This is a genomic window from Micromonospora sp. NPDC049230 (genome assembly GCF_040647875.1).
GTDB lineage: Bacteria > Actinomycetota > Actinomycetes > Mycobacteriales > Micromonosporaceae > Micromonospora.
The window spans coordinates 90,765-102,386 of record NZ_JBEZCZ010000029.1; the positions used below are offsets into that span (position 1 = coordinate 90,765).

Consider the following 11,622-nt stretch of genomic DNA (forward strand, 5'->3'; position numbering starts at 1 on the left):
CGTACGCGGATCAGCCCACGTCGAGGGGGTCGGCGAGGAGCCGTTCGAAGGCCAATTCGGCGGCCCCGAGCAGGGGTGCGTCCTCGCCCAACTTCGGCGTACGCAGCCGGACGTGCTCCAGGCAGGCGGCGAGCGCGTTGGAGTTGAGCCGGCTGCGCACCTGGGCCGCCGAGGCAAGGTAGAGGTGGCGCATGGTGCCGCCGAAGATGACCATTTCCGGGTTGAAGACGTTCACCAGGTTCGCCAACCCGAAGCCGAGCCAGTCACCGGCCTGGCGGACGGCGGTCTGGGCGCGGGCGTCGCCCCGGTCGGCGGCGTCGAAGACGGCCAGCAGCGCGTCGGGACCTCGGGCGTCGGAGCGTCCGGCGGCACGGAGCAGGCCGTGCTCGCCGATCTCGGTCTCCCAGCAGCCCCGGGAACCACACTGACAGAGCCGCCCGTCGACGACCACCTTCATGTGGCCGACCTCGCCGCCGTAGCCGCCGTGCCCGGTCAGCCGACGCCCGCCGGCGATGATGCCGGCTCCCACTCCTACGTCGCCGTACAGGTAGATGACGTTGTCGCAGCCGGCCGCCACACCCCGTGCGTGCTCGGCGAACGCGGCGACGTCCGCCACGTTGCCCACGGTGACCGGCACCCCGATGCCCAGTTCGGCGGCGAGGGTCGCGCCGATCGGCTCGTCGACCCAGCCGGTGGTGGGGCCGAGTCGCACCAGGCCGTCGTCGCGGCGGACGATGCCGCAGACCGCGACGCCGGCGCCGACACAGATCGCGTCGTGCGGCACCGTCTGCTGCATCTCCTTGAGCGCGCCGGCCAGCAGCGGCGCGGCCTCCGCGGCCTGTAGGCCGCGCGGCCGGTCCAGGTCGCGGCGGTCCAGGACCGCGCCACCCAGCCCGATCCGGGCCGCGCGCAACCGGTCCACCTCGACGGAGTACGCGTACGCGTAGACCCGGGCCGACTCGGGCCGGACGACCAGTGACGGTCGGCCGGCCCGGCCGGTCTCCTTTGGTGCACCCTCGCTGACCAGACCCACCGCGGACAGGTCGGCGGTGAGCGCGCCGATGGTGCTGCGGTTGAGGCCCAGCGTGGTGGTCAGTTCGGCACGTGTCGTCGCCCCGTGGACGTGCACGTGCCTCAGCAGGGCCCCGAGGTTCTGCCGTCGGACGTGATCCTGGCTCGGTCCTGGGCGCATCCTGGTGCTACCTCCCGCGGCTAGCGGGTGCCGGTGGCTGCCGCGCGGCGGCGGGAGAGTGCGTCGACGCTGGCGGCGAGCAGCAACACAATGCCAGTTACCACGTACTTGACTCCCGCGCTGTAACCCATCAGGCCCATTCCGTTTTCGATGACCGCGACCACCGCGCCGCCGAGGACGGCGTCGAGGACGCGGCCCTTGCCGCCGAAGAGGCTGGTGCCGCCGATGACCGCCGCGCCGACCGCGTAGAGCAGTACGTTACTGCCACCGGTGTTCGGGTCGACCGAGTTGGCTCGGCTGGCCGCCACGATGCCACCGATGGCGGCCATGGACGAGCAGATCACGAAGACGGAGATCCGGATCCGGTCGACGCCGATGCCGGCGCGGCGGGCCGCTTCCCGGTTGCCGCCCACGGCGTAGATGTGCCGGCCGTAGCTGGTGCGTTGGAGCACGAAGGTCCAGATGACCAGCAGCACCGCGATGATCGGCACCACGATCGGCACACCCTTGAGCGAGACGATGAGGACGTTGCGGCTGCGCTCCAGGTTGAGCACGTACACCGCGGTGCCGAGGATGAGGGCGAGCCCGCCGATCCGCAGCGCCACCACCGCGATCGGGTCGGTGATCAGACCACGGGCCGACCGGTTGCGGTGGCGCAGCAACTGCACCGCCGCGTAGCCGACGACGGCGACAGCGGTCAACGCCCAGCCCAGGATGGGGGTGAGGTTGCGGTTGGCGATGGCGACCAGCACCTCGTCGCGGACGGAGATGTTGGTGCCCTCCTGCACGAGCAGCAACACGACGCCCTGGAAGGCGAGGAAGCCGGCGAGAGTGACAACGAAGGACGGAATGCCGATCTTCGCGACCAGCAACCCGAGCGTGGTGCCGATGACCACACCGGTGGCGATCGCGGCGAGCACGGCGACCCACCAGGGGTAGCCGAGGACGGTGACCACATTGGCCAGCACCGCCGCGCAGACGCCGCTGGCGAAGCCGGCGGAGAGGTCGATCTCGCCGAGCAGCAGCACGAAGACCAGGCCCATCGCGATCAGCGTGACCGCCGCGCCCTGGGTGAAGAGGTTGGCGAAGTTGCCGGCCGAGAGGAACGACGAGGGCCGCATGATCGCGAAGACCGTGCAGAGCACGATCAGGCCGAGTACGGCCGGGAGCGCGCCGACGTCGCCGCCGCGTACCCGGCTGAAGTAGTTGCGGACGTGGCCCCCGACGGTCGGCGCCGGTGTGACGGCCGCGGGGCCGTCCTTCCGCACGGCGGTGGTGGTCATCGGGCGCCTCCTGAGGTCGGGTCGGCCGGCTGCGGGCCGTCGCCGTTGCTGCCCGGGTCGGTGGCGAGGCCGAGCCCGCCCGAGCGCCCGGCGGTGATCAGCTCGACCACCTGGGCATGCGTGATGTCGGTGGTCTTCACCTGGGCGACCATCTGGCCGAGGTACAGCGCGGCGATCCGGTCGGAGACGGCGAAGACGTCGTTCATGTTGTGCGAGATGAGCACCACGGCCAGGCCGTTGTCGGCGAGGCGGCGGACCAGTTCGAGAACCTGGGCGGTCTGTGCCACGCCGAGCGCAGCGGTCGGCTCGTCCAGGATGACGAGCTTGCTGTTCCACAGCACCGCCTTGGCGATGGCCACGGTCTGGCGCTGACCGCCGGAGAGGCTGGACACGTGTTGACGCAGCGAGGTGACGGTGCGGATGGAGAGCCCGGCCAGCGTCTCGGCGGCGAGCTGTTCCATGCTCGGCTCGTCCAGGACGATGCCGCTGTGCTTCTCCCGGCCGAGGAACATGTTCTGCACGATGTCCAGGTTGTCGCAGAGCGCGAGGTCCTGGTAGACGACCTCGATGCCGAGTGTGGCGGCGTCCCGGGGGCTGCCGATGTGCACCGGTTCACCGTTGAACAGGATCTCGCCGGCGTCGGTGGGGTAGATGCCGCTGATGCACTTCACCAGGGTCGACTTGCCGGCGCCGTTGTCGCCGACAAGTGCGGTCACTTCGCCCGGGTGGACGCTCAGGGCGACGTCGCGGAGCACCTGGACGGGACCGAAGCTCTTGTCGATCCCGCGGAGTTCCAGCAGGGGAGTCGCGGACACGGGGGTCTCCTTCTTAAGGGAGGGTCGGGGCCCGTCCGGCGGGCGCCGCCCGGCACGGGAGGGCGCTCCCGTGCCGGGCGGCGATTGTCGTTCCGGCGGGTACTGCGGCGTCGGTCAGCTGATGCCGGCTTCGGCGCAGAACTTGGCGTAGGCCCCGGTGCAGACCTGCTCCTTGGTCGCGTAGCCGTCAGCGACGACGTCCTTGACGTTGTCCTTGTAGATGGCCTTCGGGGTGAGCAGCACCGAGGGGACGTCGCGGCCACCCTCCGGGTCCTTCACCGTCTGGCCGGTGTCCTTCTTCTCGCCCTTGGCCAGGGTGATGGCCAGGTCGGAGGCCGCCTTGGCCTCTTCCCGGACGGCCTTGTAGACGGTCATGCACTGGTCACCGGCGAGGATGTTCTGCAGACCCTCGACGCTGGCGTCCTGCCCGGTCACCGGCACCTTGCCGTTGAGCTTGTTCTTCTTCAGGATCGAGATGGCGGCGTTGCCGAGAGTGTCGTTGGCGGCCAGCACGCCGTCGATCTTGCCCTTGGTCGCGGTGAGCTGCTGCTCGAAGATGGTCGCGGCGGTGGGGCCGTCCCAGCCCGGCACGGCGTCGTCCGGGCCCTTCGTGTATTCCTTGGAGTCGAACTTCGGCTTGAGCACCGAGTCGTAGCCGGCCTTGAACAGGGTGGCGTTGTTGTCGGTGGGGGAGCCGTTGAGGTACGCCACGACCGGGTTCTTGGCGCCCTTCTCGGTCAGGCACTTCGCCAGACCCTCGCCCTGGAGCTTGCCGACTGTCTCGTTGTCGAAGCTGACGTAGTACTGGGCGGAGCCGCCGAGGGTGAGCCGGTCGTAGTCGATGGTGGCGACGCCCTGCGACTTGGCCTTGTCGAGCACGGCCTTGCCGGTGCCGGAGTCCAGGTTGACGATCATCAGGGCGGTGACGCCGCTGGTGATCATCTGGTCGGCGATCGTCTGGAATGCGGCCTTGTCGTTCTGGGCGTTCTGGATGTCGTATTGGACGCCGGCAGCCTTGAACGCCTCTTCCAGGAAGCGGCGGTCCGCCGTCTCCCAACGGGGGGAGGACTTGCTGTCCGGAAGGATCACGCCGATCTTGGGAGTCTTGTTCGAGCCGGCCTTGTCGCCGCTGGAGTCGTCGCTGCAGGCGGTCAAGCCGCCGGTCGTGAGCAGGCCCACGGCGGCGATGGTGAGGATCCCCTTACGCATGTGCAGGGTCCTTTCGGGGGTGGGGGAGGTGTTGTTTTTGTTGTGTCCGGCAACGTATTGCGCGTCACACCGCCTCCACAAGACCGCTCAGGTGCCTAGTTTGTTGGCAGCGATAACAATTCAGCAACGCGACTGTTACTCCGTGGGTATCCCACGGCGTAGTCGACGTAACGAAGGGCGTCAGCGGGTCTGCAACGGCGCGGTACGGGCGTCGGTCAGCGCCACCAGATCCGCCGCTGCCAGTTCGAGTTGCAGGCCGCGCCGACCAGCCGACACGTAGATCGTCGGAAGATCCAACGCGGATTCGTCAAGCACCGTCGGCAGTCGCCTGCGCTGCCCGAGCGGGCTGATCCCACCCCGTACGTAGCCGGTGGCCCGCTCGGCGACGGCCCGCTCGGCCAGCGCCGCACGCTTGCCACCGACCGCCGCCGCGAGCGCCTTGAGATCCAGCTCGCCGGTGACCGGCACGACCGCCACGGTGAGCGCGCCGTCGACCTCGGTCACCAGCGACTTGAAGACGCGCTCCGGTGCCACACCGAGCGCCACCGCCACCAGCGCGCCGTAGTTCGGGGCGTCCGGCGACACCCGGTAGGGATGCGTGCGGTGCGCGACTCCGCGCTTGACCAACAGTGCCGTCGCCGGGGTGCCCTGTCCTGCCACACCAGCGAAACTAGTCGACCGGCCGACCGATCAGCACTGTCGGTGCGCCGGCGACCCGGGTGAGCACCAGACTCGCCGCCGCGTCCCCGGCCAGCCGCAGATCCCGCCGGAGCTGCTCCGGGGTGAGCGCGGAACCCCGCTTGAGGATCTCCACCCGGCCCACCCGGCGCTCGCGCAGCAGCGCCCGCAGTCGCTTGAGCGAGAACGGCAGCACGTCGGTGATCTCCAGACAGCGCGCGTACGGGGTGTGGGTCGGCTGGTCGGCGTAGAGGTAGGCGATGCTCGGGTCGCCCAGGTTGGCGTCCAACTCGGCGGCCAACTCGGCGACGAGGTGCGCGCGGATCACTGCCGGGTCGGGGTCGTACAGGTAGCGCCGGGGCGACCCGACCGGCGCCTCCTCGGCACCCGAGCCGGTGAGCTGGTGGCGGCGGGTCTCGCCGCCCTCCTGGCGATAGAGCGTGGCGCGGCGGGGCACCTCCGCCAACTCCCCGCACCAGAGGGCGGCCTCGACCAGGTCGCCGTCCACGCCGACCCACTCGGCCTCCGCGCCGACCGGGATGAGCGCGTGGTCCAGGCCCGGCGCCACCTTCACCACTGTGCGCGGCACCCGTTCGGCCAGCCCGGTGACGAAGTCCCACGGTGGCGAGTAGGCGCGCGGGTCGAAGATCCGTCGACCGGTGCCGCTGCTGCGGCGGGCCGGATCGCAGAAGACCCCGTCGACCCCTGACACGTCGAAGGCTGTGGCATCCCCGCACTCGACGGTGAACAGCTCGGCCAGCCCGGCCGCCGTGGCGTTGGCGGCGGCCATCGCCGCGGTCACCGGGTCGGCCTCCACCCCGTACACCCGGATGCCGGCACGGGCGGCGGCCAGCGCGTCCGCGCCGAGGCCGCACCCGAGGTCGGCCAGGGTGCGCACACCGGCCGCGGACAGCCGGGCGGCCCGACGGTCGGCGACCACCCGGCGGGTGGCCTGCTCCAGGCCGGGACGGGTGAGAAACATCCCGGCGGCGACCGGACCGAACTTGCCGACCGCCCGGTGCCGCAGCTCCGCCTGGGTGAGCGCCGCGGCGGCCAACGTCGGCGGCACCCCGGCCGCGCGCAGCGCCGACGCCGCGACCAGCGGATCACCGCCGGCCAGACCGGCCGCCGTCGCGAGCGCGGCCGACCCCTCGGGGGTACGCAGAGCCGCCAGCTGATCGAGATCCACCCGGTCATTCTCCGGGTGGACCCGGAAATCCGGGCTGGCGGGGCGCGACTCGCTGGCACTCTCCTTGACGGAGTGCTAGCCACGGAATAACCTGCGATTAGCACTCTCACCCTGAGGGTGCCAGCTTCCGGGTCTCGCGACCCGGGTGCGCACGCCAGGCGGACCGGCACCCGCGACGACGGTCCCGCCCGGTGGCATGAGGCAGATTGACGCTGGTTGGCCCCGCCGGCCAGCAACGAAACCAGTACCCCAGGAGGGTATGCCCGTGACTACCGCGACCAAGGTTGCGATCAAGCCGCTCGAGGACCGCATCGTGGTCCAGGCGAACGAGGCTGAGACCACCACGGCGTCGGGCATCGTGATCCCCGACACCGCCAAGGAGAAGCCGCAGGAGGGCACCGTCCTCGCTGTGGGCCCGGGGCGCGTCGACGACAACGGCAACCGGGTTCCGGTTGACGTCCAGGTCGGCGACACCGTCCTTTACTCGAAGTACGGCGGCACCGAGGTCAAGTACGCCGGCGAGGAGTACCTGGTGCTCTCCGCCCGCGACGTCCTCGCGGTCATCGAGAAGTAAGCAACCGATCAGTTCCATTGCCCCGGTCCGGCTCGCCGGGCCGGGGCAATGGCGCTTCGAAGGGACATTAATGGCGAAGATCCTGAGCTTCTCGGACGACGCCCGACACCTGCTGGAGCACGGTGTCAACGCCCTGGCGGACGCGGTCAAGGTCACCCTCGGCCCGCGTGGGCGCAACGTCGTCCTGGACAAGAAATTCGGTGCGCCGACGATCACCAACGATGGTGTGACCATCGCCAAGGAGATCGAGCTCACCAACCCGTACGAGAACCTTGGCGCGCAGTTGGTCAAGGAGGTGGCGACCAAGACCAACGACGTCGCCGGTGACGGCACCACCACCGCGACGGTGCTGGCCCAGGCCATGGTTCGCGAGGGCCTGCGCAACGTGACCGCCGGGACCAACCCGGCCGGCCTCAAGCGGGGCATCGACGCGGCGGCCACCAAGGTCTCCGAGGCGCTGCTCGGCCGTGCTGCGGAGGTCACCAGCAAGGAGTCGATCGCGAACGTGGCGACGATCTCCGCGCAGGACGCCACGATCGGTGATCTCATCGCCGAGGCGATGGAGCGGGTCGGCCGCGACGGTGTCATCACCGTCGAGGAGGGCTCGATGCTCACCACCGAGCTGGACGTGACCGAGGGTCTCCAGTTCGACAAGGGCTTCATCTCGCCGAACTTCGTCACCGACCTGGAGAGCCAGGAGTCCGTCCTTGAGGACGCGTACATCCTGGTCACCACCCAGAAGATCTCGGCGATCGAGGAGCTGCTGCCGCTGCTGGAGAAGGTCCTACAGAACAGCAAGCCGCTGCTGATCATCGCCGAGGACGTGGACGGCCAGGCGCTCTCCACCCTGGTGGTCAACTCGCTGCGCAAGACCCTCAAGGTCTGCGCGGTCAAGGCCCCGGGCTTCGGTGACCGGCGCAAGGCGATGCTCCAGGACATCGCGATCTCCACGGGCGCCGAGCTCGTCGCCCCGGAGCTGGGCTACAAGATCGACCAGGTCGGCCTGGAGGTGCTCGGCACCGCTCGGCGCATCGTGGTCGACAAGGAGAACACCACGATCGTCGACGGTGGCGGCCAGAAGGCCGACGTCGCCGACCGGGTGGCCCAGATCCGCAAGGAGATCGAGGCCTCAGACTCCGACTGGGACCGGGAGAAGCTGGCCGAGCGGCTGGCGAAGCTCTCCGGTGGCATCGCCGTCATCAAGGCTGGCGCGGCCACCGAGGTCGAGATGAAGGAGCGCAAGCACCGCATCGAGGACGCCATCGCGGCGACCAAGGCCGCGGTCGAGGAGGGCACCGTCCCCGGCGGCGGCGCCGCCCTGGTGCAGATCCGCTCGGTGCTCGACGACGACCTGGGCTTCACCGGTGACGAGAAGGTCGGTGTCTCGGTCGTGCGCAAGGCGCTCGTCGAGCCGCTGCGCTGGATCGCCCAGAACGCCGGTCACGACGGTTACGTCGTGACGCAGAAGGTCGCCGACCTCGACTGGGGCAACGGTCTCGACGCCGCCAAGGGCGAGTACGTCGACCTGGTCAAGGCCGGCATCATCGACCCGGTGAAGGTGACCCGCAACGCGGTCACCAACGCCGCATCGATCGCCGGCCTGCTGCTCACCACGGAGAGCCTCGTGGTGGAGAAGCCGGAGCAGGCCGAGCCGGCCGCCGCCGGTGGCGGTCACGGTCACGGCCACGGTCACCAGCACGGCCCGGGCTTCTGACCCGGTAGCCGAACCGGGGCACACCGCCGTACGGCGGTGTGCCCCGGTTCGCTCTTTGAGCCGGTCGGTCATTACCGAACGCTGACGTTGTTGGCGACCGGGCAAGATGATCGCGCACACTGGGCCGATGAGCACCACGTCGCGGCGGTACGCCGCGCTGGCCGGGGTCACCGCCGCCGCCGTCGCGATCGGAATCGCCGAACCGGTGGCCGTGTTGACCGGCCCTCGGTCGGCGCCCCTGGTCGCGGTCGGTGGTGTGGTCGTCGACGCCGTCCCCGAGTCGCTGAAGCAGTTCGCCATCGACGTCTTCGGCACCGCCGACAAGATCGCACTGCTGGTCGGCACGGGCCTGCTGCTCGCAGCGTTCGCCGCACTCTTCGGTGTGCTGGCGGTCCGCCGGCTGGCACTCGGCCTTGCCGGCATCGCCGCGTTCGGTGTCATCGGCGTGGCCGCCGCGTTGACCCGCTCCGGTGCCGACGCGGCCGACGCGCTGCCGTCACTTGTCGGAGCCGGTCTCGGTGCTCTGGTGCTCTGGCTGTTCATCGCCGGCCCGTTCGAGCTGGACCCCTGGCCCTGGTCACCCCCCACCCCGACCGTGCCGCCGGCTGGGTCGGTGCCGCCTGCCGGGCCGGCGCGGGGATCGCGGGCCGAGCCGTCCTCGGCGGCCTCGCCGACGGCCGACGGCGTGCCGGAGTCGCCGGCCGCTCCGGTGCCGCCTGTTGGGTCGGTGTCGCCGGCCGCTCCGGTGTCGCCTGTTGGGTCGGTGTCGCCGGCCGCTCCGGTGTCGCCTGTTGGGTCGGTGTCGCCGGCCGCTCCGGTGTCGCCGGCTGCTCCGGTGTCGCCGGCTGCTCCGGTGTCGCCGGCTGCTCCGGTGTCGCCGGCTGCTCCGGTGTCGCCGGTTGGTCCGGTGTCGCCGGTTGGTCCGGTGCCGCCCGCTGCGCCGGTGCCGGTGGCTCCGGGTGGGCAGTTCGCAGCGGCGAACGAGTCGGAGGGTGCTACGGGAGTCGACCCCGAGTCGCGGCGACGGTTCCTCACCGGCAGCGGAGTGCTGCTCGGCACCGCCGTGGTGGCCGGTCTCGGTGGGCGCTGGCTGGCCGGCCGGCGCGGGGTGTCCGCCGCCCGCGACGCGATCCGCCTGCCCGCGCCGGTCGCCCCCGCACCGGCCCTGCCGGCGGGCGCGGACCTCTCGGTGGCGCAGCTCGCGCCGTACGTCACCCCGAACTTCGGTTTCTACCGGATCGACACCGCGCTTGTGGTGCCCCAGGTCGACCCGGACACCTGGCGGCTGCGGATCCACGGGCGGGTCGGCGCCGAGCGCACCTACAGCTACGCGGATCTGCTCGCCCGTCCGCTGGTCGAGCGGTACGTCACGCTGGCCTGTGTCTCCAACGAGGTGGGTGGGGACCTGATCGGCAACGCCCGCTGGCTCGGCGTACCCCTCAAGGAGTTGCTGGACGAGGTCGAGCCAGACGGCGACGCCGACCAGGTCGTCGGCCGGTCGGTCGACGGCTGGACCTGCGGCACCCCCACCGCCGCGTTGCGCGACGGACGGGACGCGCTGTTGGCGGTCGGCATGAACGGCGAGCCACTGCCGGTCGAGCACGGCTTCCCGGTCCGGATGGTCGTGCCCGGCCTCTACGGTTACGTCTCGGCCTGCAAGTGGGTGACCGAGCTGGAGCTGACCCGTTTCGCTGACTTCGACGCGTACTGGGTGCCGCGCGGCTGGTCCGCCCAGGGCCCGATCAAGACTCAGTCGCGGATCGACACACCCCGGGGGCGTAACCGGCTGACCACCGGCCCGGTCACTGTCGCGGGTGTGGCCTGGGCGCAGCACCGGGGCATCAGCCGGGTCGAGGTACGCGTCGACGGCGGCCCCTGGCAGCAGGCGGCGCTGGCCCCGACCGTGTCGGTGGACACCTGGGTGCAGTGGTCCTGGCGCTGGGACGCCACGCCGGGCGAGCACCGGCTCCAGGTTCGTGCGACGGACGCGACAGGCGAAACCCAGACCGAGCGTACGCAGGACGTCGCCCCGGACGGCGCCACCGGCTGGCACACGGTCACCGTCACCGTCCGCTGAGCGGGCGGCGTCGTTCCGCAGCGTGGGCGCGGGCTGCTGTGCCGTGGCCGACCGGAGTACGCGGACTGCCGTATCCCCGATGACGTCGCCGGGCGGACGCGGACCGAACCGTACCGGGACAGGGTGAAGCCATGACTGTTACCGCACGGACGTTCACCATCGCCGGCCTCGTCGTCGGCGCCGCGGGCATCGGCGTGCTGTGGGCCGCCGGCGTCGAGTTTCCCGTCGCCGTACCGCCCGGGATGATCATTCTGTTGGCTGGCGCCCTCTTCGTCGCGTTCGCACCGTGGCGCTGGTCGCCTGCGGTGGGCGCGCTGCTGGGCCTGTTCGTGGCCGTCGGGTTCGCGATCAGTCCGACCGGGGTGGACAACCTGCTCGGGCGGCACGGCGCCGACGTGGCGACCGGCCAGTTGATCCAGCTGATCGGGGTGCTGACCGCGCTGGTCGCCGGGGCGCTCGCCACGAACGCCGCCCGTCGGATGCCGCAGAATCACCCATCCCGGCGGCCCGGGGTCGCTCGCTGAGGCGGCCCGGGGGCGCTCGCTGAGGTCGCCGGCGAGCAGATCCCATCAGCGGAGGCGGGTCGACTGCTGCTGGGGCGGAGTGGTCGCGCGTGGATCGTGTCGCAACCTGTGCTGCCGGCCAGACCCGGGAACGCCGCTGGCCGGCACCCGATTTGCGGGGTGCCGGCCAGCGGTCGGTGTCGTGCTGGTGCTTGTCGTGCGGTGGTGCTGGTGTGCTGGTGTGCTGGTGGTGCGGTGGGTCAGCTGTTCCAGTGGTGGGCGACGAGGTCGGTGGCCTGCTGCTCCCACTGGGCGTAGGCGTCGGGGTAGGCGGAGACCTGGACGGTCTGCGCGGCCTCGGTCAACGGCATGTCCTGCCACCCGTCGA

General features: G+C 70.9%; 10 protein-coding genes. 4 read left to right on the top strand and 6 right to left on the bottom strand.

Going from position 1 to position 11,622, the window contains the following annotated elements; translation table 11 throughout:
* Positions 1-10: 10 nt before the first annotated feature.
* From AB0A95_RS23230 to AB0A95_RS23255, 6 genes are all read right to left on the bottom strand, one after another.
* A complete protein-coding gene (locus tag AB0A95_RS23230) occupies positions 11-1,192 on the bottom strand; it encodes an ROK family protein (protein WP_357557813.1) in 1,182 nt (393 codons plus the stop codon).
* A gap of 20 nt (positions 1,193-1,212) precedes the next feature.
* A complete protein-coding gene (locus tag AB0A95_RS23235) occupies positions 1,213-2,475 on the bottom strand; it encodes an ABC transporter permease (protein ID WP_357557814.1) in 1,263 nt (420 codons plus the stop codon).
* On the bottom strand, positions 2,472-3,290 hold the full coding sequence (locus AB0A95_RS23240) for an ATP-binding cassette domain-containing protein (protein WP_357557815.1): 819 nt from the start codon (positions 3,288-3,290) through the stop codon (positions 2,472-2,474). Before AB0A95_RS23240 ends, AB0A95_RS23235 begins: the two co-directional genes overlap by 4 nt.
* A 114-nt stretch (positions 3,291-3,404) precedes the next feature.
* Positions 3,405-4,499, bottom strand: coding sequence for a substrate-binding domain-containing protein (locus AB0A95_RS23245; RefSeq protein ID WP_357557816.1), 1,095 nt, complete (start codon positions 4,497-4,499; stop codon positions 3,405-3,407).
* Between the two features lie 180 nt (positions 4,500-4,679).
* Positions 4,680-5,159, bottom strand: coding sequence for a Cys-tRNA(Pro) deacylase (gene ybaK / locus AB0A95_RS23250; RefSeq protein WP_357557817.1), 480 nt, complete (start codon positions 5,157-5,159; stop codon positions 4,680-4,682).
* 10 nt (positions 5,160-5,169) lie between these two features.
* Positions 5,170-6,366: a methyltransferase domain-containing protein gene (locus AB0A95_RS23255; RefSeq protein WP_357557818.1), complete on the bottom strand. Its 1,197-nt coding sequence runs from the start codon at positions 6,364-6,366 to the stop codon at positions 5,170-5,172.
* Between the two features lie 259 nt (positions 6,367-6,625).
* Here AB0A95_RS23255 and groES point away from each other — a divergent pair, with 259 nt between their 5' ends.
* The 4 genes from groES (at position 6,626) to AB0A95_RS23275 (ending at position 11,255) form a co-directional block, all read left to right on the top strand.
* Positions 6,626-6,940 carry a co-chaperone GroES gene (groES, locus tag AB0A95_RS23260; RefSeq protein WP_030330046.1) on the top strand — a complete coding sequence of 105 codons (315 nt, stop codon included), beginning with the start codon at positions 6,626-6,628 and terminating at the stop codon, positions 6,938-6,940.
* 70 nt (positions 6,941-7,010) lie between these two features.
* Positions 7,011-8,654, top strand: coding sequence for a chaperonin GroEL (gene groL / locus AB0A95_RS23265; protein ID WP_357557819.1), 1,644 nt, complete (start codon positions 7,011-7,013; stop codon positions 8,652-8,654).
* A gap of 127 nt (positions 8,655-8,781) precedes the next feature.
* Positions 8,782-10,731, top strand: a complete 1,950-nt coding sequence (locus AB0A95_RS23270) for a molybdopterin-dependent oxidoreductase (RefSeq protein ID WP_357557820.1) — start codon at positions 8,782-8,784, stop codon at positions 10,729-10,731.
* Positions 10,732-10,862: 131 nt separating this feature from the next.
* Positions 10,863-11,255: a hypothetical protein gene (locus AB0A95_RS23275; protein WP_357557821.1), complete on the top strand. Its 393-nt coding sequence runs from the start codon at positions 10,863-10,865 to the stop codon at positions 11,253-11,255.
* The last annotated feature ends 367 nt before the right edge of the window (positions 11,256-11,622 follow it).

Coding starts and splice junctions, on each gene's coding strand:
- AB0A95_RS23230 (WP_357557813.1), bottom strand. CDS start 1,192: ATGCGCCCAGGACCGAGCCAGGATCACGTCCGACGGCAGAACCTCGGG.
- AB0A95_RS23235 (WP_357557814.1), bottom strand. CDS start 2,475: ATGACCACCACCGCCGTGCGGAAGGACGGCCCCGCGGCCGTCACACCG.
- AB0A95_RS23245 (WP_357557816.1), bottom strand. CDS start 4,499: ATGCGTAAGGGGATCCTCACCATCGCCGCCGTGGGCCTGCTCACGACC.
- groES (WP_030330046.1), top strand. CDS start 6,626: ATGCCCGTGACTACCGCGACCAAGGTTGCGATCAAGCCGCTCGAGGAC.
- groL (WP_357557819.1), top strand. CDS start 7,011: ATGGCGAAGATCCTGAGCTTCTCGGACGACGCCCGACACCTGCTGGAG.
- AB0A95_RS23270 (WP_357557820.1), top strand. CDS start 8,782: ATGAGCACCACGTCGCGGCGGTACGCCGCGCTGGCCGGGGTCACCGCC.
- AB0A95_RS23275 (WP_357557821.1), top strand. CDS start 10,863: ATGACTGTTACCGCACGGACGTTCACCATCGCCGGCCTCGTCGTCGGC.